General features: G+C 48.2%; 20 protein-coding genes and 2 pseudogenes. 14 read left to right on the top strand and 8 right to left on the bottom strand.

Annotated elements, in window-relative coordinates:
• Window positions 1–32 precede the first annotated feature (32 nt).
• The 3 genes from J1784_RS18330 to J1784_RS18340 all read right to left on the bottom strand — a co-directional run bounded on the left by J1784_RS18330 (window position 33) and on the right by J1784_RS18340 (window position 3390).
• Window positions 33–1013: a LacI family DNA-binding transcriptional regulator gene (locus J1784_RS18330; RefSeq protein ID WP_217150363.1), complete on the bottom strand. Its 981-nt coding sequence runs from the start codon at window positions 1011–1013 to the stop codon at window positions 33–35.
• A 65-nt stretch (window positions 1014–1078) separates the two neighbouring features.
• Window positions 1079–2131: a sugar phosphate isomerase/epimerase family protein gene (locus J1784_RS18335; RefSeq protein ID WP_120508780.1), complete on the bottom strand. Its 1053-nt coding sequence runs from the start codon at window positions 2129–2131 to the stop codon at window positions 1079–1081.
• A gap of 17 nt (window positions 2132–2148) precedes the next feature.
• Window positions 2149–3390: an MFS transporter gene (locus J1784_RS18340; protein ID WP_217150364.1), complete on the bottom strand. Its 1242-nt coding sequence runs from the start codon at window positions 3388–3390 to the stop codon at window positions 2149–2151.
• A gap of 274 nt (window positions 3391–3664) precedes the next feature.
• Between J1784_RS18340 and J1784_RS18345 the strand changes: the two genes are divergently transcribed.
• Window positions 3665–4342 carry an SDR family oxidoreductase gene (locus J1784_RS18345; protein WP_217150365.1) on the top strand — a complete coding sequence of 226 codons (678 nt, stop codon included), beginning with the start codon at window positions 3665–3667 and terminating at the stop codon, window positions 4340–4342.
• A gap of 61 nt (window positions 4343–4403) precedes the next feature.
• On the opposite strand, the pseudogene J1784_RS18350 reads toward J1784_RS18345, so the two are convergent.
• A pseudogene (locus tag J1784_RS18350) lies at window positions 4404–4805 on the bottom strand (SDR family oxidoreductase); the annotation flags it as partial.
• Between the two features lie 185 nt (window positions 4806–4990).
• Between J1784_RS18350 and J1784_RS18355 the strand changes: the two are divergent.
• From J1784_RS18355 to J1784_RS18365, 3 genes are all read left to right on the top strand, one after another.
• Complete coding sequence (locus J1784_RS18355; RefSeq protein ID WP_217150366.1) at window positions 4991–6232, top strand: integrase; 1242 nt, start codon at window positions 4991–4993, stop codon at window positions 6230–6232.
• A 373-nt stretch (window positions 6233–6605) separates the two neighbouring features.
• Window positions 6606–7631 carry an ATP-binding protein gene (locus J1784_RS18360; protein ID WP_217150367.1) on the top strand — a complete coding sequence of 342 codons (1026 nt, stop codon included), beginning with the start codon at window positions 6606–6608 and terminating at the stop codon, window positions 7629–7631.
• Window positions 7631–8143, top strand: coding sequence for a hypothetical protein (locus J1784_RS18365; protein ID WP_217150368.1), 513 nt, complete (start codon window positions 7631–7633; stop codon window positions 8141–8143). The genes J1784_RS18360 and J1784_RS18365 overlap by 1 nt, the downstream gene beginning before the upstream one ends.
• A 207-nt stretch (window positions 8144–8350) precedes the next feature.
• On the opposite strand, the pseudogene J1784_RS18370 reads toward J1784_RS18365, so the two are convergent.
• Window positions 8351–8503, bottom strand: a pseudogene (locus J1784_RS18370) (transposase domain-containing protein); the annotation flags it as partial.
• A gap of 18 nt (window positions 8504–8521) precedes the next feature.
• A protein-coding gene (locus J1784_RS18375; protein WP_217150369.1) for an IS3 family transposase occupies window positions 8522–9642 on the bottom strand; the annotation gives its coding sequence in 2 pieces (ribosomal slippage) (window positions 8522–9384 and window positions 9384–9642; 1122 coding nt in all).
• Window positions 9643–9654: 12 nt separating this feature from the next.
• On the opposite strand from J1784_RS18375, the gene J1784_RS18380 reads away from it, so the two are divergent.
• The 4 genes from J1784_RS18380 to J1784_RS18395 all read left to right on the top strand — a co-directional run bounded on the left by J1784_RS18380 (window position 9655) and on the right by J1784_RS18395 (window position 12969).
• Complete coding sequence (locus tag J1784_RS18380; RefSeq protein ID WP_217150370.1) at window positions 9655–10020, top strand: GNAT family protein; 366 nt, start codon at window positions 9655–9657, stop codon at window positions 10018–10020.
• Window positions 10021–10610: 590 nt separating this feature from the next.
• Complete coding sequence (locus tag J1784_RS18385) at window positions 10611–11339, top strand: alpha/beta fold hydrolase (protein WP_238485587.1); 729 nt, start codon at window positions 10611–10613, stop codon at window positions 11337–11339.
• A gap of 191 nt (window positions 11340–11530) precedes the next feature.
• Window positions 11531–11941: an ASCH domain-containing protein gene (locus J1784_RS18390; RefSeq protein WP_112165756.1), complete on the top strand. Its 411-nt coding sequence runs from the start codon at window positions 11531–11533 to the stop codon at window positions 11939–11941.
• 299 nt (window positions 11942–12240) lie between these two features.
• The gene (locus J1784_RS18395; protein ID WP_217150372.1) at window positions 12241–12969 is read left to right on the top strand and encodes an HNH endonuclease; all 729 of its coding nucleotides are present in this window, start codon (window positions 12241–12243) and stop codon (window positions 12967–12969) included.
• Window positions 12970–13255: 286 nt separating this feature from the next.
• On the opposite strand, the gene J1784_RS18400 is transcribed toward J1784_RS18395, so the two are convergent.
• A complete protein-coding gene (locus J1784_RS18400; protein ID WP_217150373.1) occupies window positions 13256–14212 on the bottom strand; it encodes an Abi family protein in 957 nt (318 codons plus the stop codon).
• A gap of 485 nt (window positions 14213–14697) precedes the next feature.
• The gene (locus J1784_RS18405; RefSeq protein ID WP_217150374.1) at window positions 14698–15081 is read right to left on the bottom strand and encodes an SDR family NAD(P)-dependent oxidoreductase; all 384 of its coding nucleotides are present in this window, start codon (window positions 15079–15081) and stop codon (window positions 14698–14700) included.
• 107 nt (window positions 15082–15188) lie between these two features.
• On the opposite strand from J1784_RS18405, the gene J1784_RS18410 reads away from it, so the two are divergent.
• From J1784_RS18410 to J1784_RS18435, 6 genes are all read left to right on the top strand, one after another.
• Window positions 15189–15563, top strand: coding sequence for a winged helix-turn-helix transcriptional regulator (locus J1784_RS18410; protein WP_217150375.1), 375 nt, complete (start codon window positions 15189–15191; stop codon window positions 15561–15563).
• Between the two features lie 78 nt (window positions 15564–15641).
• Window positions 15642–16244: a TetR/AcrR family transcriptional regulator gene (locus J1784_RS18415; RefSeq protein WP_238485588.1), complete on the top strand. Its 603-nt coding sequence runs from the start codon at window positions 15642–15644 to the stop codon at window positions 16242–16244.
• Window positions 16245–16302: 58 nt separating this feature from the next.
• Window positions 16303–17226 (top strand): alpha/beta fold hydrolase, encoded by a 924-nt coding sequence (locus J1784_RS18420; protein WP_217150377.1) that lies wholly within the window; start codon window positions 16303–16305, stop codon window positions 17224–17226.
• Window positions 17227–17365: 139 nt separating this feature from the next.
• Complete coding sequence (locus J1784_RS18425) at window positions 17366–18604, top strand: MFS transporter (protein ID WP_217150378.1); 1239 nt, start codon at window positions 17366–17368, stop codon at window positions 18602–18604.
• 290 nt (window positions 18605–18894) lie between these two features.
• Window positions 18895–20625: an ABC-F family ATP-binding cassette domain-containing protein gene (locus J1784_RS18430; protein ID WP_238485589.1), complete on the top strand. Its 1731-nt coding sequence runs from the start codon at window positions 18895–18897 to the stop codon at window positions 20623–20625.
• Window positions 20626–20784: 159 nt separating this feature from the next.
• Window positions 20785–21519 carry a pirin family protein gene (locus tag J1784_RS18435; protein WP_217150379.1) on the top strand — a complete coding sequence of 245 codons (735 nt, stop codon included), beginning with the start codon at window positions 20785–20787 and terminating at the stop codon, window positions 21517–21519.
• Window positions 21520–22256: the final 737 nt, after the last annotated feature.

Here is a 22256-nt window from a genome sequence, read left to right on the forward strand (position 1 = left end):
GGTTTCCGGCGCGGCCTGATTTTTCGTATTACTCAGGCACTGGCACGTGCAATAAAGCGCCAGCCCATCATCAGTCGCTCTGCAGGCGCTTCGGGATTATCTATTTTTCGAAGCAACAACGACACGGCATGACGACCGATATCACGCGAAGGCTGTTCAATGGTGGTCAGTTGCGGCGATACCATTTCCGCCAGTTCCGTACCGTCAAAACCTATCACCGCGATATCCTGCGGGACTTTCATTCCCGCGTCATCAATGGCACGCATTGCGCCTGCCGCCAGCGTATCGGAAACCGCAAACACCGCATCGGGTTTTAGGGGGGCTCGCAGTAAATTCTCCATCGCTGACCTGCCCGCGTGAAAACTCAGTTCGCTGGCATATTCAATGGCTTCAAAGTCGTTTCCCTGCTGGCTGAGCACGCTTTTATAGCCGCGCTCACGCAACTGAGCATATTTGTAACTCAGATCGTGATTAATGAGAGCCACGCGTTTGCATCCGCGTTCAAGCAGGTGCCGGATGGCGAATTCCGAGGCGTCAGTGTCGTTGATCCCGACACAGGAAACGTCACCGGCGTCGGCGTATTCGGCGCACTGCACCCACGGGGTCTGGCCAATCATGGTGCTCAGATCCGGCAATCTGGAGAACGCATCCATCGTAATGATGCCGTCCACCATTTTGCCCGAGAGCAACCCGAGGCTCGATTTAGAGCGTTCGATATCAGAACCCGAGTTGCACAGAAGAATGCGATAACCGTTCATCTCCGCTTCTTCTTCAATACCTTTCACCACGTCGGCGCAGAACGGGTTCGCAATGTTGGAAACCATCACCAGAATCATTGAGCTTCGGGAGGTTCTCAGCTGTCGGGCTAACAGATTAGGCTGATAGTTGCTTTCCCTGATGGCTTCCAGCACGCGTTCGCGGTTTTTGCTTTTTACGGAGTCACTGTTGTTCAGCACACGGGAAACCGTCGCCACCGAGACACCGGCCAGTTTGGCAATTTTCTGAATGGACATAACGACAACACATCCTGCGGTCAGCTATTTTTTCAGAGGCTATCACAGTTTACCGGCGGCATGAATTAAAGCCCGAGCATCCGCCGGGCGCTGGCCCGGTCGTTTTCACCGGCAGCAAAATCATCGAACGCGCGGTCAGCAACGGGAATGATATTACGGCGGATAAATTCAGCCCCTTCACGTGCGCCGGTTTCCCCGTCTTTCAGGCAGCATTCCCACTCCAGCACCGCCCATCCGTCGTAATCGTATTGCGCAAGCTTGCTGAAAATCCCTTTAAAATTGATATCGCCATCCCCCGGCGAACGGAAACGTCCGGCACGGTCGGCCCAGTTCTGGTAACCGCCGTAAACACCGCTGCGGCCGCTGGCGGCGAATTCGGCATCCTTCACGTGGAAAGCTTTAATGCGCGCATGGTAACGGTCGATAAACGCCAGATAGTCCATATGTTGCAGGCGCAGATGGCTTGGGTCGAAAAGAATATTGCAGCGCGGATGGTGATTCACCTGCGCCAGAAAATGTTCAAACGTCGCACCGTCATGCAAGTCTTCACCCGGATGTATTTCAAAACAAACGTCCACGCCATGCGCATCGAAACAGTCGAGAACCGGCAGCCAGCGTTGCGCCAGTTCCTGAAAAGCTTCCTCTAACAAAACCTGATTATGCGGCGGCCACGGATAAAAGTACGGCCATGCCAGTGAACCGGAAAACGTCGCGTGCGCTTTCAGCCCCAGTTTTTGCGAGGCAGATGCCGCCTGTTTTAAGGCATTGATTGCCCATGCCTGCCGTGCCGTCGGATCACCGCGCACCGCCTCCGGTGCAAAGCCGTCAAACGCCAGGTCATAAGCCGGATGAACAGCAATAAGCTGCCCTTCCAGATGCGTGGAAAGTTCGCTTATCACCAATCCGTGACCCGCCAGCATCCCGGTGATTTCGTCACAATAGGCCTGGCTGGTGGCAGCCTTTTGCAGATCAAAAATGTGCGGATGATTACAAGGTACCTGCAACGCTTTATAACCGAGCGAGGCGGCCCATCCGGCCAGCCCCTCTAAGGTATTAAACGGCGGTTCCGATCCGATGAATTGGGACAAAAAAATGCCCGGTCCTTTAATCGTTTTCATTGCAACTCCAAAAGAAATCAGACTTTCTCACTTTCCTGATAACGGAATGAGAAGAGGAAAATTAACGCAATCACCGCCGCTGACATCGCCGGGATCCACCAGAACGTTATCCACGCCTGCGGCAGCGTTTGCCCTGCAACCAGATGGTTGTAAAGCGCGCCGGAAATCTGCGAGCCCAGCAACATACCGATACCGTAAGTGAACATCACGATCATGCTCTGCGCCTGGCCTTTAACCTTTGCCCCGGCAACGCGGTCGGTATAAATAAAACCGACGACAAAGAAGAAGTCATAACACACGCCGTGCAGCAGGATACCGAGATACAGCAGGAACCGGCCTTCTTCGCTGACGCCCAGCGCAAAGAAGGCATAGCGCACAAACCAGGCCAGCATGCCGATCAGCAGCATGTACTTTACGCCCAGGCGCCGGAACAGCAGCGGAATGACCAGCATAAAGAAGATTTCTGACATCTGGCCGAACGACATCGCGGTACTGACATCACCTATCCCGACGTCCGCCAGATACGATGCGGTGTAAGCATAGTAAGTACCGAGAGGCACTGAAATCAGCATGGCGCACAGGGAGAACACGAAAAAGTGACGTGTTTTAAGTAACGCAAAGGCATCGGCACACAGCAAATCGCGTAACGCAACCGGCTGTCCTTTGGCGGGCGCTGGCGTATGCGGCAGGGTCAGGCTGTAAACCGCCAGCACCACGGAACACATCGCTGCCACCCAGAATATATTTACGCTGGCCGACACGCCGGTAACACCGATGAAGATCCCCGCCACAATCCACCCAATGGTGCCGAACACGCGCACGACCGGAAAACTTTTATCGATATTTTTCAGGCTGTGAAAAGCAATATTGTTGGTCAGCGCCAGCGTCGGCATATAACAAAGGGTGTAACCGAACAGCAGGGTTATCAGCAGCGTGCCGTTTTCGCTGATTAATGCCTGCGGAACAAACCAGAGGATCGCTGCCCCCGCCAGATGCATCACCGCCATCACTTTTTGCGACGGGAAAAATCGGTCCACCAGCATCCCCAGCACAAACGGCGACAAAATTGAGGCAATCGGCCCTGCCGAAAAAGCATCCCCGATCAGCAACGACATATTGTGATTAGCCATCACCAGCCCCAGCGTCACCGACCAGCTGCCCCAGATGAAGAATTGCAGAAACATCATCAGCGATAACCGTGGAACCAACAGCCGGTATTGCACATGACTTTTTTCACTACTTTCTGATGCTGACATCATTTTAGCCTCACATAAAGTAATCGATTACAAATATCACTTTCAAAAAGTAATCGTTTACAAAATAATTATCCTGTGACTTGTCTTAGTTTTGGGAGTTCAGTCACGATAACTGTCGCGATAAGCGTTTGGGTTAAAAATCCGGCAGGGAAAATCAGACTCCAGCCCATTGTTGTCGCCATGTTGCACAGTCATACTGCCATTAACACGAAACAGATTTACAGAATTAAAGAAAACAATAAACTGATGTTAACGCATTGATTAAAAAAGGATGAATATGACTGACTCTAAGAAAGCATTGATCATCGGCGCATCGCGCGGTATCGGTTTGGGTGTGGTGGACGTACTGACAAAACGCGGCTGGCAGGTGACAGCGACGACGCGTGATGCCGTTCCGGCAAAAGCCCCCGCCTCTGTTGAATGGGTAAAACTGGACATCAATAAATCCGAAGCGCGGGAAGCGGTAAAAGACGCGCTCTCCGCCAGCCATTTTGATCTGATTTTTGTGAATGCAGGCGTTTTTGGTCCGGATCATCAGGATATTCATCAGGCCAGCGATGAAGAAATCATTCAGCTGTTTTTGACTAACGCCATCTCCCCCGTCCGTTGCGCCGCGCAATTGTTGCCGCTGTTAAACCACCGCACCGGCGTGCTGGCATTGATGACGTCTGAACTTTCCAGCCTCAATGAGAACGAAGTGGCAACGTATCCGCTTTATTCCGCCAGCAAAGCCGCGCTGAATATGCTGACGCGTGGTTTGCAGGAACAGACAGAAAAACAGGAAGTGACGCTGCTTTCCGTGCATCCGGGCTGGGTACAAACCGACATGGGTGGTGAAAGTGCAACCCTGACCATTGAAGAAAGTTCGACCGGCATTGTCGATCAGTTCGAAGCGTTATCGGGTAAAGGCGGCCATCACTTCGTGGAATATTCCGGTCGTAAACTGCGCTGGTAACTCTTTGCTGATAATTGTTTTGCGAACAATAACGACCTCACCGGAGGTCGTTTTTTTTTGCTCAAACCTGACTCATACCGCCGTCGATGCACAGTTCGGCTCCGGTGATGTAGCTGCTTTCATCTGATGCAAGGAAAAACGCAGCTGCCGCCACTTCTTCCGGTTTTCCCAAACGTCCCAGCGGGATAAGTGCAGTCAGCGTTTTCCTGACTTCATCAGAAACATCATCAAACATTGGCGTATCAATCGGGCCGGGGCTGAGCGTATTAACCCGTATCCCTTTGCCCGAAAGTTCACGTGTCCAGGTGCGAGAATAGGAACGCACTGCAGCCTTGGACGCGCCATAAACGCCATAACCGGCTGTGCCGATAAAACCGGCAATTGAGCCAATCATTACAATGGATCCGCCTTCGGACATCAGTTCAACTGCCGCCAGCTCCACCAAAATTCTCCATCGGTGATTACCAGAGTCATCCGATGAAGTCCTAAGAGCCCGCACGGCGCAAGCCCTGCGGGCTTTTTTGTGCCCTCAATTTGTCCCGCGAAGTCCGAACTGAACTAATTAAATCCGAACCTTTTAGGCACCTTGTTAGGCACCTCATAAAGCTTTATTATTTTTGAGGTGCCTAAAACTATGGAAACCCGGCAATGGCAAGACAAACTAAACCTCTCTCCGTTAAGGAAATCGAATCTGCCAAACCCAAGGAAGCGGACTATGTGCTCTATGATGGCGATGGCCTTGAGCTACTGATCAAATCCAGCGGGAGTAAAATCTGGCAATTTCGCTACATTCGCCCTGTCACCAAGAAACGTGCAAAGAAGAGTATTGGCCCCTACCCGTCAGTTACCCTTGCTGATGCCCGAAACTATCGTGCAGAGTCTCGTTCTCTTCTGACGAAACAGATCGATCCTCAGGAGCATCAACAAGAACAACTGCGCAGTTCGCTTGAAGCTAAAACCAATACATTCCAGCTCGTAGCTGAACGTTGGTGGAATGTGAAAAAAGCCAGTGTGACCGAGGACTATGCAGAAGATATCTGGCGCTCTCTTGAGAGAGATATCTTTCCTGCGATTGGTGACGTTAGCGTTACAGATATCAAAGCTCATACGCTGGTTCAGGCTGTGCAACCAGTACAAGCCAGAGGTGCACTGGAAACTGTTCGTCGCCTTTGCCAACGCATCAATGAGGTCATGATCTATGCCCAAAACACGGGGCTGATTGATGCTGTTCCCAGTGTCAATATTGGCAAGGCATTCGAGAAGCCGCAGAAGAAAAACATGCCCAGTATTCGTCCGGATCAGCTGCCTCAGTTAATGCAGACGATGCGAACGGCCAGCATTAGCCTTTCAACAAGGTGTCTGTTCATGTGGCAGCTTCTTACCATCACCCGCCCTGCTGAAGCGGCTGAGGCTCGTTGGGATGAGGTAGACATGGAGGCACGAGAATGGACGATCCCTGCATCGCGCATGAAGATGAACCGTGACCACACAGTTCCTTTGTCAGATGAGGCAATAGCTGTTTTGGAAATGATGAAGCCGTTAAGTGGCAATCGGGAATTCATATTTCCCAGCCGTATCAAACCTAATCAGCCAATGAATAGTCAAACCGTGAACGCCTCGCTAAAACGCGCAGGTTTTGGTGGAGTGCTCGTTTCACACGGTCTGCGATCTATTGCCAGTACAGCCCTAAATGAGCAACGCTTTCCGCCAGATGTCATTGAGGCAGCATTGGCCCATGTTGATAAGAATGAGGTACGTCGCGCTTATAACCGCAGTGATTACCTTGAACAACGTCGTCCGATGATGCAATGGTGGGCCGATTTTGTGATGGCTGCGGATCGTGGAAGTATCATTGAGGGGGGAGTAAAAGTAATGCGGTTAGTTGGATAATCGTTTTGAGCTATAGGACAGAAAGACACATAAGCTAAATCATATTCTTTGTTCTTTCTTGTTCTGTTTAAGTCGAAAGGGAATATTACTAACATCAAGATCGTACTGCACTGCTAACTGGTAAACTCCACGACATCAAGCTAGCCATTTGTTCAGACTACCGTTAAGATCTACTAAAGTTGAAGCGTGCATTCTGGTAGCAGAAACGAGACTCTAACAGAGTGGTACAGTATAGAAGTAGCGATTGCTAAACCATCAAGCTCATTGATTCTTTATAATTGGCTGATGTAATTAAGCTAGTAAGGTTCTTCATTAACAATGAAGCATTAAGACAGATATATTTACAACGATTAACAGTCTTTAAAAGAGGTACATGATGATTGATAAATTTAAACTTGATAACTTTGGACCGATAACAACAGTAGAAGGAAAGGCCTTAGGTAAGATAAATTTATTTTTAGGCAAAAACAGCACGGGAAAAACATTTTTGCTCAAAGCTCTATATAGCGCCATACGTAGTCATGAAGAATATGCACGTGGAAATTCAATAAGAGATTTCTCTGAAGTTCTTAGTGAGAAAATATACTGGACATTTCAAACAGAAAAAATCGGAGACATAGTCTCTAAAGGTCAGGGTAAAAAATTAAACGCATCTATTACACTCAGTGATCACTCCTCCCTTGTATTCGGCTTTACCTCAGAAACCACCAAAAAAGTCATACCTCAACACAATAACCTGACGCCTCGTACTTCAAACTCTGTATTTCTCCCCCCAAAAGAGGTGCTTTCTCTAATGGACGTAATCCATAAAACAGTGGAGATTGACAAAATATTTGGTTTCGACTCCACATATTCCGATTTAGTGGCTGCACTCAAAATCCCATTGCAAAGAGGAAGAAATAGTGATGCTTTCGCTATGTCCAGACAAAACTTAGAAGGTATGTTTGATGGGAAAGTTGAATTTGATGTCAAAAGTAAAAACTGGATATATAAAAAAGGTAAAAGCAAGTTTTCGATCACTTTAGCCGCAGAAGGTGTAAAAAAAATTGCAATATTAGACTCTCTTCTGGGAAACAGATATCTTGATAAAGACTCCATCATATTTATTGATGAACCGGAGTCAGCATTGCATCCTACAGCGATTACCAAATTGCTTGACATAATACAAACCCTAGCCAATGCTGGCATTCAGTTTTTCATTGCATCACACTCTTATTTTGTTATAAAAAAACTGTTATTAATCGCCAACAAAGAGCAAATGGAAATTCCTACCTTCACAGCATCAAATGAAGGAACTTGGACACAATCTTGCTTGTTAAAAGATGGGTTGCCTGATAATGAAATAATTAATGAATCCGTAAGACTTTTCGAAGATGAATTTACCGGGAGTTTTAGATAATGGAAATCGTTGAATCGGGAGTAAAATTCGGGCCATTCGAAGAAATCGATATATTTCAAATCGAAAAAGTTACAAATTTTGTTCCTGATGCAAAAGCTGTAGAATTCATCTGGATTAGAGATCATATTTCCTCGATGATATTTGTTGAGGCGAAATCATCATTTTCGAAACCAGAGAGTACTGATGACTTCGCAATGAATCTCAAAGACATATATCAGAAATTTACTGACAGCCTATTAATCCTACTTTCTACGCATTGCAACCGAAACCCAAATGTAGCTGACTGCTTACCAGAAAAGTTTAGAAATATCAACTGGTCATCAATGAATATTCACTTCAGATTGGTTATACCTAATTTTAAATCAGAATGGTTACAACCAATTTCAGATGCACTTCGCATGCAATGCAAGCATATACTAGGTGCATTCAAGATCAACAAATTAAACATTTCAATATTAAATAAAGAAATGGCAATTAAGCAGGGCCTTATCATCGAAGATGAGAACGTTTGACTTGTACATCAGCCCCCATATATTTCGAGGCAATAGCATAAAATAATTTGCGTTCACAATGTCATTATTCATAAGATTTTTTTATTTGAACGTCTTAGTTAAACACCCTCTCTCACCACTAGAAATAATTTAGTGGTGAGAGTTTGTAAATAGATCCATTTCCACTGATAGTAAGCGTACACCGAGGGCCGTATTGACGGGAATGTGTTATTCAGTTGGCAGTGTGATGCGCCAGGATAGCAGTTCGCTGACCCGGTTTACTGGCCAGTCGGCGATGACGTCAAGCACATAGTAGAGGTAGCCTTCTGGATCCACGCAGTTTAGTTTGCACGTCCCGCTCAGACTGTACTGACCTGCCCCCAGGATTAGATACAACGCTCACTTAGTAATGTCGGATCCTTCACTCTCAGAATTACCCTTTCTCCAGGCCGCCGCAAATTCAGACGGCGTCTGATAATTCAGCGCGGAGTGCGGGCGGCACTCATTATAATCCTGACGCCATTCACTGATGGTTTTCCTGGCATGACTGACGTCACTGAACCAGTGTTCATTCAGGCATTCATCGCGAAAGCGTCCGTTAAAACTCTCAATAAATCCGTTCTGTGTCGGCTTGCCGGGCTGGATAAGCCGCAGCTCCACGCCATGCTCAAAGGCCCATTGATCGAGCGCGCGGCAGGTAAATTCCGGGCCCTGATCAGTTCTTATCGTCGCCGGATAGCCGCGAAACAGCGCAATGCTGTCCAGAATACGCGTGACCTGCACGCCTGAAATCCCAAAGGCAACAGTGACCGTCAGGCATTCCTTCGTGAAGTCGTCCACGCAGGTAAGGCACTTGATCCTGCGACCGGTGGCCAATGCGTCCATGACGAAATCCATCGACCAGGTCAGATTGGGCGCCGCCGGACGGAGCAGCGGCAGACGTTCTGTTGCCAGCCCTTTACGACGTCTTCTGCGTTTTACGCCCAGGCCACTGAGGTGATAAAGCCGGTACACGCGCTTATGATTAACATGAAGCCCTTCACGGCGCAGCAACTGCCAGATGCGACGGTAGCCAAAACGCCTGCGCTCCAGTGCCAGCTCAGTGATGCGCCCTGATAAATGTGCATCTGCAGCCGGACGCTGAGCCTCATAGCGGCAGGTCGACAGGGATAAACCTGTGAGTCTGCAGGCACGACGTTGCGACAGACCGGTCGCATCACACATCAACACCACGGCTTCCCGCTTCTGGTCTGTCGTCAGTACTTTCGCCCCAGAGCCACCTGAAGCGCCTCCTTATCCAGCATGGCTTCGGCAAGCAGCTTCTTGAGTCTGGCGTTCTCTTCTTCAAGCGACTTCAGGCGCTTAACCTCAGGCACCTCCATACCGCCATACTTCTTACGCCAGGTGTAAAACGTGGCATCGGAAATGGCGTGCTTGCGGCAGAGTTCACGGGCGGATACTCCGGCTTCGGCCTCGCGGAGAATACTGATGATCTGTTCGTCGGAAAAACGCTTCTTCATGGGGATGTCCTCATGTGGCTTATGAAGACATTACTAATATCGGGATGTACTAATCAACGGGGAGCAGGTCACATATTAGCACACACCTACCCTAATATTTTAATGATCGTCGATGTAATGCTAGTCAATCCATATGAACCTGTAACCCCTCAAAAATATGACTTCCAGGAGTATCATGGCCTCGGGCTTTTCGCCGAGCTTCTGGAGAATGCCATACAGTATTGTAAGCAAGAAGGTATTCAGGAAATATATCTTACCGCTGCTGACATACCACTCAAAAAGCATTTTGAAAAATATGGATTTGTTGTTCATGATACATGGATGGGTAAAGCAGCTCTTGAGGTAGGACAAGGCATCCCGATGAGCATGTACCTCTAATGCTAAAGAGCCACAGGTTAATTCAATATATCGTTGCCTGCGGCTCAATTTTTTAGCTAATATCTTTCCCGGTAAAATAATGGTCCAATAATTTTTGATGAGAAATGTTCCTTATCTGGTACACAGTAGTCGGTAGGAAATCATCAGGTCTGCTAAGAGCGCGGAGTGGACTGAAGCCTAAACACAACGATATTATTCTGCATTGAATTTCAAATAATACTAATTAAACTGAGCTTATTTTTATTTTCGTCAAGATCAGAAAGATAGTATTTAACAACCATATAGCTGGATTTATTGTTTATTCTGACCTCTTCCCCGTTGATTAACACACGTGCCATAGTTAACTAAATCGGTTTCTACCCTGGGGAACCGGTTGCCAAAATGTTGCCACGCTACGAGTTCTTGCCAGAATCTCTCAACTTCCGCTTCTGGCACGGAGCGGACGTGTTAACGAAGCTGAAGGTCCGCTGTGAGCGAACAGCGGAAGTTATACCATTAGTCATTGAGATTCTTGTCTAGAAACGTGTATGCTTTCTGTCCACTCTAAATTTGTAGGGACACATATGCTATCTACGTCAGGAGCACCGCAATTGTCATATGTTGCAGAGGGAAAAGGCCCACTGGTTATAATGCTTCACGGTCTTCTAATGGATGGGAAATCGTGGCGAAACAATGGATTAACCTCCTTATTTAGTCCTTTTTTTCACGTGGTTTGCCCCGACCTTTTAGGTCACGGCGAAAGCGAAAAATCGTCAGTGCCAGAATTATATACACAACAAAATCAGGCATTATCCATTGTGAAAATTATGGATGAGCTGGGCTATGAGAAAGCGCATGTTATTGGTTATTCCTCTGGCGCATGGGCAGCATTAGGACTGCTAAACCACCATCCGGAACGGCTGCATTCTGTCGTTTTAGGCGGTTGGGATTTAAAGAATGGCCTTCCGGAAACGCCTGAAGGCAAACTTAGTTTTGATATGTTTATGTCTTATGCAAGGAGCACAGCACCAGAGCTTACATCTGGGCTTTCGCAGGACGATCAAGAAAGTGTCAGATGCTTTTTCAATGAATTAAGAAAGTATTCTGAAAAAAAAGAAGCTTTTTTTCCTTATAAGACACCAATTTTACTTTGGGCCGGTGCCAACGACCCTTATAACTCGCCTATGGCTGAGATAGCGCAACAATATGGTTTATCGATGACCCTTGGGAAGGGAGATCATTTGAGTGAATTTAACAAGCCTGACAAAGCATCAATAAATGAAATTTTTAAATTTATTGAAACGCAAGAGGGTTCAATGTCATCTGTCACTTGTTCATAAAATATAAATCACGGCTGCAGGGATGATGTCCGCTCTTGGCACACAGCAGACAAACACGTGACGCTGAAGGTCTGCTGTGAGCGAAGAGCGGACGAAGAAAGTAATATGAGAGCTTCAATGTAAATTTTCTGGCAATTCATGCTCAAAACAATTATGAAATTTCTTTTTATATGTGATTAAGAGGGCTTTAAATGTGTGCGGTTGATGAATTAAAGGTGAAGTATCCAAACGCGAATGCTTGGCAATTTGGTGATAGCCCAGAACTGGCCAACGAACTTGCAGACCTTATTATAAAAGGGATTAAAACGGCCTCATGCGGTTCTTTTGCAACTTACCAGCAAGAAGAATATGCACCTAGGATTGGGAGTTATAACATCATCCTTGATAGTCAGGATATACCAGTGTGCGTTATCAGATTGGTTTCGATGCGACTAGTGCGTTTTTGTGATGTTACCGCCGACTTTGCCCGAAAGGAAGGTGAAGGTGATATGAGCCTTGAGTATTGGCAGAACGAGCATCAGAAGTTTTTTACTCGTGAAGGTTATTTTTCTGATGAAATGGAGCTGATCGCAGAAGAATTTGAGGTTGTTGAGGTTCTGTGAACCGAACAAAGTATCTGCATCTCAGATGAAAAAAATATCGTAGCGTTTTACCTAATACAATTTATAAAATTTCCTCTTTTGGCGCGAAGCAAACATGCTGATGTGAATGGTCAGCTTTGAGCGAGGAGCGGAAGTTAGCAATTGTTCTCACAACTGATTAAGGCATTACTAACATCACGATGTATTAATTAACGAGGCAGGTCTGCTTGAAATTGGGAGGCATAGTTTATTGTGTCCCAATCCTAATGCTGGCATAGTGTAAGGATAAAATACGAAAAATTCATATAAAGGCCTCTCGCATGAGCGAATCACGTAAGCAATTTATATTATCTAAAGGTGCGACTTGCAATAACTGGAACTGGAGTTGGTCATTTACCAACCATGAAGAAAAAATGGTTATCTTTGGTGCGTGGGATTTCAATACTGACAATGATAAATCATTGATAATGCATAAAGATTGGAAATATAAAAACAATCGTCGACAACCTGGATACTCTCAAGCAATCGAGCATTTGAAATTATTAGATCAAGGATATAGCCTATATATCTTTCATCAAGAAAATATTAGTGATGATGAAGATGAACCAAAAATAGGAAAAATTAGTGATAATATTTTAAAAGCTCACATAAAACATGATGGAGAATCTTGGTATGCATACCGAGATGCATTCGACTACTTACCTGATGAAATAGGTGCAGAAGAAGAGTATTTTGAAGGGACTCGAAATGTAGTGGCTGTAAATTCTTATGAACGAAATAAAGATGCTAGAGAAGAATGCATTAGGATTCATGGTTGTAAATGTAAAGCTTGTGATTTTGATTTTGAAAAGAAATATGGTGACCACGGGAAAAGTTTTATCCATGTACATCATATCATTCCTTTGAACATGATAGGAAAGCGTTATAAGGTCAATCCAGAACATGATCTGATACCGCTATGTCCCAATTGCCATGCTATGGTACATCGCTTTAAAAACAACGAATTAGATTTAGAAAAATTGAAAGAACTTATATCATCGTGCAAATAATAATATTAAATACCTTCTCGCCTTTAACCGTTATCAAAGGGGGATCTGTAAACTAAACTGTGGAGACCAGTTGCCGATCAACTAATACATAGTGATGCGAGCAATGTCGGCTCTAGGCACGAAGCGGACCGCCTGTAGCGTCGCGAGGTCTGCTATGAGCGAGGAGCGGAAGTTGGATTGCCATATGTAGTCTAAAAGTAAATAGTAAGGTTATGCGGGAAACTTATAAAGCCCCATGGCTAAATCAATACATCTATCATCTAGTCTGACAATCCATGATATCAGTTTAAATATTGAAGTTGAGAAGGACCGTTTCTTTGCCCGCGTTACTAAACGAAAACGGAAAAATGCTTTTTCCGTCAATATGACGGTGTAAGTCCCTTTTCAAACGTCTTAACGATATTTCCTTAGAAACTCGTCCGGTAAGGTAAAAATCAAGTGATTCTTTACGGCAAATTGCTCGAGCCATGCCTTCGATACCAGATTCATGCAACATTTCTGCGCGCTCGCGGCTAATTCCATTAATGAAGAAGACTATATCATCGATTATTGCTTTCAGCATTTTGATTGCGGCGACACTATTTCCAACAGAAGCGTGCTTCCAGATAGGTTCATGGTGTGCAACTCTATTTCGCAACTCTTTGATAGGTAAAAATTTATTATGAATACCTCCATGTCGGCGCTCTGACGGCAATAAATTGGGAAAAACCATCGGTTCTAAATGTGGCCATAATCGATCAGATGTATTGAGATCATGATAGTTTTTCTCAAACATGCCAACCCAAAAGCCAAACATCAGTTCTGCAACAATTGCATCTGCATGCTGAGGCTTATGACCACTGTTCAACTTGTCTTTTGCTTGTTTCAGCATGCTTTCATGCCGTGATGTCCATACCTTTTTGTTCTGACGGCTTCCGCTGGTGATGCCTTTTCGATAGAAATTATTCGCCAAATGAGGATATTGGATCATGAAGGAGTTAAAATAATCATGTCCAGCTAGCTTCGTTAATGGATCAAACCAAGCCGGGTTGTTAAAGTGGGTAGAGGCTGCATTATGAATGCCGTTTCTCAAGGTTACCTCAAGGCATTGCAAGAGAGGGAAAAGTGCAGCGCCTACGCGTTTGTTCCAGACATAGGCTCCGATGCACTCTCCAAGAGTGGCATTGTTTGTTAGAGCAACGTACGATTTAAGTCGAGCCTTAGATATGTAGGCTTCGATAGCGAGATTGTTGTGTAGTTGCAAAGTCCCCCCTCTACTGGTAAAGTTTATCGTAATGAACGCGTATGTTATTCCCTGTACTTACATAATACATATGCAGAATGCGGTCAGATACATGAATTTAGTAGTGTGTTTGCCCAACAACAAAAGCGCCTTTTGGCGCTTTTGTTGTTTCTATAGCCAGCATCTTCACCAGACGTTGATGCTTCGGTTAAATGTCCGCTCTTGGCACATAGCGGCCAGAATTGGGGTAGGCTGGTCCGCTCTAAGAGAGGAGAGGAAATGACCGTCGTTGACACAACAGGTGAGGGTGCAACTTAAGTTTTGGTGTATTACTCAATGGTGAGCTGGTCAAGTCTGTTTTTCAGTGTGACGACTCAACTTTGAATCGCCACGCACAGTCTCGAGATCGTCTTCTTTTATCCTTTAAAAGGAGTAAAAACTTTTAGGCACCCAAATAGGCACCTAAGAAAAGTTGAACTATAAATTATTCGAATTAACTCAATTGATTACACAACCAATTCAGACTCCGCCTGCACGGTAAACAATGTGGCGCGGACATTGATCCCGAAAATGTGATCGAAGTGTTCTGCCGAAATCGCTTCCAGCGGCGCATATTCCGAAATTCCTGAATTCGGCACCAGGATATCCAGCCTGCCTTTGCGGGTTTTTACCGTCTCAAAAAGGCGCGCTAAATCGTCTGGCTTTGTGACATCTCCCTGTACTGCTTCTGCATTTTCCCCCAGCACTGACAGCGCCTCGTCCAGTTGCGCCTGACGTCGTCCCATAATGAAAACATACGCACCTTCACTGACAAAACGCTGTGCTATCGCAAAACCGATACCGCTGTTACCGCCGGTGATCGCGGCGACCTTACCCTGAAGTTTCTGCATTTTTGTACCCTTTCGTGTTGGTCGGTGTTTGACCAAAGAAGATACATTGCGTATATCTACTGTCAATTACGCACCTTGTGTAGCGCAGATATACCAGAGGAAACCTCATGCCTGATTCTCCCGAAAAAATATTTTCAGATATCAATGCCACGCGGCCCATTCTTGAACAAATTGCCAACAAATGGTCAGTGCTGATCCTCTGTGTTTTATGCACTGAACCATCGCGTTTTAACGCCATAAAACGCCGGCTTGACCCCATCACCCATAAAGCCCTGACCGAGGCTTTGCGAAGGTTGGAAAGGAACGGGCTGATCCACCGGCGGGTGATCACCTCCTCTCCGGTAGCGGTGGAATATTCAATTACGCCGCTTGGCCGCACACTTCAGCATCCGTTTACTGCGCTGGTGGCCTGGTCAACAGCACACGGCAGCCGTCTGGCAGAAGCCCAGAAGGAATATGACGAGCGGGTTATCCCGGTGTGAAGGATTTGCTTCGCTTGCCAGTATGACATTCGCATGCCACCATTAGGAAATTAACGTTTCCTAATGGTGGCGGCCTTTATGCACACTTCAGCACCTAAAGAGCGCGGACGTCCGCGTGAGTTCGACACCGGTCTGGCGCTCGATAATGCCATGACGGTATTTCGTGAAAAAGGCTTCCATGCCGCTTCAGTGAGCGACCTGAGTCAGGCGATGAAACTGACGGCGGGCAGCATCTACAAAGCTTTTACCGATAAACGCACCCTGTTTCTCAACGTGTTTGAACGCTACACCTCGCTGCGCAATGCGCAGTTGCGCCAGCAGATTGAGAGAGTCACGACCGGGCGCGAACGCATTGCCGAAGTGCTGCGCTTTTACCTTCAGTCCGCGCATGAAATTGAAGGCCGCCGGGGTTGTCTGGTTGTCGCGGGAACGGTTGAATTGCTGACCTTCGATGACGAAGTCGCCGCGCTGGTTCGTCAGGCAATTACCCGCAATAAAGCATTTCTGATCTCACTTATCGAACAGGGGCAACTTGACGGCTCGGTCTCAGCCGTAATTGATGCAGAAGCCGCGTCAACGCTGATGCTCTACATCGTGCTGGGAATGCGTGTCGCGGGGAAAGTAGAGAATAATCATTCCGCCAGCGCCACGCTTGAACTGTCATTAAAAATCCTCGACTAAAAATTTTTTTCCATTTAGGAAATATTTATTTCCTAATAAATATTAAAGGAGAAACACCATGACTCATAGTCTGCCTTCCGTTCCGGTAACCACCGCGCCCTTCAGTACGCCTGATGCCACACTTGCCGGATTTCATCATCATTACGCCACCGTTGACGGCGTACGAATGCATTACGTGTGTGGCGGAAATCAGGACGGCGAAGCTCTGCTGCTGCTGGCCGGTTTTCCGCAGAGCTGGTTTGCATGGCGTCATGTCATGCAGGAATTGAAGGAGCATTTCTGGCTGGTGGCACCTGATTTACCGGGTCAGGGGGATTCCGACCGGCCAGAAACCGGTTACGACACGCAGAGTCTGGCGCAGAAAACTCACGGGCTGATGCAAACTCTCGGTCACACAAGCTATTTTCTGGTCGCCCACGATGTCGGTGCCTGGGTGGCTTATCCGTATGCGGCGCTGTACCGGACTGAGGTAAAACGCCTGGCGCTGCTCGATGCCGGGATCCCAGGAATTACCCTGCCGGATGCGCTGCCGGTCACGCCGGATAAATCATGGAAGACCTGGCACTTTGCGTTCCACACTCTGCCTGATCTGCCCGAAGCGCTGATTTCCGGCAACGAACGCATTTATCTGGACTGGTTTTTGCGCAGAAAAACCGCAGCGCCGGATGCTTTTACCGATGAGGATATCAGCGAGTATTTACGCGTATTCCTCAAAAGCGGCGGGCTGCGTGCCGGGCTGGCGTACTACCGTTCCGTCATGGTTTCCGCTGAGCAAAACCGTGAGCTGAACAGTCAGGGAAAATTACAGGTGCCGTTGCTGGCAGTGAGTGCCGATCAGGGGTCTATCCCGGATATGGCCGTGCCACTGCGTGCTTTCGCCGAAAACGTGACCGGAATTATTATCGCCAACAGCGGTCATTTTATTCCCGAGGAGCAACCGCAGGCGCTTGCCCGCGAACTGCACACTTTCTTCACAATGTGATATGAAGATTTGTTGAATTTTTTATGGTAAAACGGCCCGTCAGATTGTTTGTTAATTATTTGTATCCACAATAATTGCCGGGCTAACTTGTCGCATACGACCAGCAGACACGGCAGCTTTCATTTTTCAGGGATTTGTCATGTCATCTTCTTCCGTTAATCCGGATTCGCTGTTGCAGCACCGCTCGTTTGTGGCGTTCTGGATAGCCCGTGCGGCGTCCAGCTTTGGTTTCCAGATGCTTTCCATTGTGGTGAGCTGGCAAATCTACTCGATTACCGGAAGGGCGTTTGATCTGGGGCTGATCGGGCTGGTGCAATTTTTCCCCTCTGTCGCACTGGCGCTGGTCGCCGGCCACGTGGCAGATCAGTTTGACCGCCGTCGTGTGGTACTGATCGGACAAATCGCCGAATGGGTAGCGATTGCCGCGCTGGCTTATTTGTCGCTGACGCATCACGTTAACGAAGTTATTATCCTCGGCCTGATCTTTATCATTTCGACCGCCAAGGCAATGGAAGCGCCGTCGCTGCAATCGATGCTTCCGGCGCTGGTGCCGCCGCATTTACTGGCACGGGCGATGGCCGCCAACAGTGTTTCAGGCCAGGCGGCGTCTATGGTTGGCCCCGCGCTCGGCGGTTTTTTGTATGTCGCGGGAGCGGGTGTCGCTTACTCGGTGTGCGCCTGCCTCTATTTGCTGTCGATTGTGATGGTCAGCCGTTTACGTTACGAACAGGCACCGCCACCCCGGGTTCCCGCGACGTTTAAAACTCTGTTCGCCGGGATCAGCTTTATCCGCGCCCGTCCGGATGTGCTGGGCGTAATTTCTCTCGACTTGTTTGCGGTTCTGCTCGGCGGTGCAACCGCCCTGCTGCCCATTTTTGCCCACGACATTTTGCATACCGGCTCTTGGGGATTGGGTTTATTACGCGGTGCACCGGCGGTCGGCGGATTAATTGTCGGTTTCTGGCTGAGTCACCGTGCGCTGACACGTAACGTCGGGATGACCATGTTTGCCGCTGTGGCCGGTTTCGGCGCAGCCACGCTGGTCTTCGCATTTTCCACCTCGCTGTGGTTATCGATGCTGGCCCTGTTTGCACTCGGCGGATTCGATATGATCAGCATGGTCATTCGCGGCGCGCTGGTGCAGCTCGACACGCCGGACGATATGCGCGGACGCGTCAGCGCGGTTAACTCCATCTTCATCAACACCTCGAACCAGCTCGGCGAATTTGAATCCGGCCTGCTGGCGGCCTGGGTCGGCGCAGTCCCCGCGGCAGCCATTGGTGGCATCGGAACGCTGGTTGTCGTCGGCTTATGGATGACCTGGTTCCCCGGTCTGCGTAAACGACAGAAACTGGAAAATGAAGTCGTGGAAGCGTAAAGGCAGTACAGGGAATTTTGAAACTGGAACAATTCAGAATTCCCCAATATAATCAGCTCATTCATTCACCAACGTTATACATAAGGAGGATCCCCATGCTGACCCGTGAATGGTTTTTATATTCACCTGTCTTTGGCGATCGTCGTTGCTCAGGCGTTTCCGGCTCCGTGCCGCGATAACCTGTCTGAGCGAAGCTAACTGACAACCTGAGTTCTTCCCTCCGGCTTACCGGTTATCGTCGGCGTTATTGACGAGAGGCATTTTTTTGCCCGAAAACCTGAGTAAGCATCATGACTTTACTGTCTGCACAATCTGTATCTTTCGATAATTCCTTCGGCCCTTTGCTGGCTGAGATTTCCTTCGGCCTGAAAAAAGGCGACCGCATCGGCCTTATCGGCCACAACGGCTGCGGCAAAAGTACCCTGCTGAAAATCCTCAGCGGCGAACTGGCGGCAACATCCGGCAGCGTTACGCTGGCGAACCAGTGCCTGATGGCCCGCGTCGAACAACATCTGCCTGAAGCACTGAACCATCACACCCTGCTGGAATCTGTTCTGAATCATCTGCCGCCGGGTCTTCATCAGCCAGAACTGTGGCAGGCGCAGGTGCTCCTTTCCACGCTGGGGTTCGATGAATCCGCCTGGCAACTGACGGCCGGCACGCTGAGCGGCGGGCAACACACCCGCCTGCTGCTGGCCCGCGCGCTGATCCGCCAGCCCGATTTACTGCTGCTCGATGAGCCCAGCAACCATCTGGATTTACCGACGCTGTTATGGCTGGAACAGTTTCTGAAAAACTGGAACGGCAGTTTCGTGCTGGTTTCTCACGACCGCAGCCTGCTCGACAATGTGACCAACAGCACGTGGATCCTGCGCGACAAAACCCTGCAATTTATTCGCCTGCCATGCACGCAGGCACGTCACGCGCTGGAGGAAAAAGACACCTCCGACGCCCTGCGCAGAAAAACGGAACAAAAGGAGATCGACCGCGTCACCAAAAGCGCCAAACGTCTGGCGCTGTGGGGCAGCGTTTACGATAACGAAGGGCTGGCGCGCAAGGCCAAGCAAATGGAAAAGCAGGTCGACCGGCTGAAGGATGATCAGACCGAAGTCACCGCCGGTAACCAGTGGAAACTTCAGCTGAAAGGCGAAGCGCTGGCGGCTGACCGGGTTCTGGCGCTTTCAGGTTTGCAGGTTCGCCCGGCGCCTGATGCCCCGGTTCTGTTCACGCTGGATGATATGCGCATCAAAAGCGGTGACCGTATCGCGCTGGTCGGGCGCAACGGTTGCGGAAAATCTTCCCTGTTGCAGACGTTGTGGAACGCCTTCAGCCAGACGGAGTCACTCCCGACCGGTGTGACTTTCCATCCACGCGTGCGTGTGGGTTATTACGATCAGAATCAGCATCAGTTACAGGATGATGATTCTCTGGGTGACGCGCTGTCGAACTTTGCGCCGCTGACGGAAGAGCAGCGGAAAATGGCACTGATTGGCGCAGGATTCCCGTTTATCCGTCATCAGCAAAAAGTGAGTACGCTCAGCGGCGGAGAACGTTCCCGGCTGTTGTTTATCGGGCTGACGCTGGCGAATTACTCGTTACTGCTGCTAGATGAACCGACCAACCATCTGGATCTGGAAGGCAAAGAGGAGCTGGCGGAAACGCTGAAAACCTTCAGTGGCGCGGTGCTCTTAGTTTCGCACGACCGGACGCTCATCGAACAAAGCTGTAACCGGTTCTGGCTGGTGGATGATTGTCGGTTAGAAGAATGGCATACCCTCGCTCCGGTTTATGCGGTGCTGGCGGGTTCTCCTCCCCCTGCTGAACCCCTCTCGCCACAAATTCAGTCCGACGTTGCGGTCACAGAAGTCTCAGAAGAAGAGCAACTGCTGGCGGAACTGGTGGAACTGGAACACCGCCTGGCAGAGGATGTGGCGCGCAAACCAAAGCATCAGAAACCTGAACTGCAACGTGAGTGGCAAACGCAAATTGCCCGGTTAAGTGCGTTGTTAAGTCTGGATTAAACGCTGATTTCCCATTCAAAGGCCTCAGGGACGGGGCCTTGTTTCTGATCAAACAGAAAGTTTATTCGCTGCCGGTGCGCTTTAATGAACATAGTATGTTAAAAAATAGTATTCGATTTTCATCTGAACCCTGCGTTCATGCCTGCCGCCGGAGAGACTATGTTTAACGTTTTACGTGCTGAACCCAAAACTACCTTTGAATATGGGCCGTTTCGTATCCGTCGTATGCGACCGGGACAAATCCAGCCGGAGAAAAACGATGACGCCTTTGGACCTCTCAGCGTTATCGATCACGCCACGCTTGAGCAAGGCACGCTGGTGAAAATGCATGAGCATAACAACGACGAAATCCTCAGCTATATGTGGCGCGGTTCGATGGTGCATGAAGATTCAGTCGGGAACCGTGTTCCTCTTTCTCCGAAGCAACTGATGATGATGAATGCCGGTGAAAGCTTCTGGCATGAGGAATCGACGCCGCTGGTATCGGCAGAAATGTTGCAGATATTTATCCGCCCGCGCACGGCAAATCTGGAGGGTCGCGTGCAGTTTATGGCAAGACCTGACGGCATAAAAAGTAATGAGTGGACGCTGCTTGCTGCGCCGGAAGGCATTGAGTCCCCGCTGGAAATTCGCCAGGCGGTGTATGTTTATGACATCCGCATGGATGAAAATACCACCACCGAAATTCCTTCACATGCGGGATTTGCTCAGTGGCTGTATGTGATGGACGGCGAAATCAAAATCGGGGATGTTACGCTGTCAAAAGGCGACGCGGTGAGTGATGAAGACAGCAGGTTAACTGCGGCTACGGCGGTCAAAGACACGACTCTGGTGTGTTTTCTGGTGTGTCTGGGTGCACAGGCGGTACTGGAAGGCACTATCAGCGGGAAATAATAACAATCTGATCGTACTAATGAAAAAGCCCCAGTCGTTAAACCGGGGCTTTTAAGGTACTATCAAATTAATATTTAACATTCATCAACTTAATTACGTGTACTGCTTAGGTAATGCAACTACTAAAGATGTACATATTTTCACAGGATATATTTTTACTGCCTGGTAACGCTATCCTCCTATAATTTTGTGGAATAACATCAGTATCCTGTTCATTTCATTTACCCTCCTGATTTGCATCGGGATAAATGAGTACATCACCCTCGCGATATATACTCTTTGATGCGTGGCCTTACTCTCGTCGCGACATTCTCGATTTCATACTTACGTACCCAAATCGCGAACATTACTCTAACTAACAAGGCGTTACATCATCGCGCTTTCGTCCACATCATGCGATTGCACAGCTTTACTGCGTGGCCTTAAAGCGTCATCTCACGGACTTTCAAATAACGCCCGGTGTTGAATCACCCATACTAAAATACTTCGTGGCCTTTATCGCATCTCATTATTGACAAGTTTATCAACTTGCTAAATGCACCGCGAAATAAAAATTTCTTTTCACTTCTCTCTGGTGCTGAGTTCTAATCTACTCGCTATATATTGTGTGTCAACCCTGTATTTTCGAACAGGGTTTTTTATTCTTTAACGATAAGAAAACGTAATGAAATCTGTGATCTGCGCCATGGATATCAGCCCTCCGATTAACCTGGAAATTGCACAATGATAATATTTTG

Origin of the sequence: Rahnella ecdela (assembly GCF_019049625.1) — a bacterium.
Lineage (GTDB): Bacteria > Pseudomonadota > Gammaproteobacteria > Enterobacterales > Enterobacteriaceae > Rahnella > Rahnella ecdela.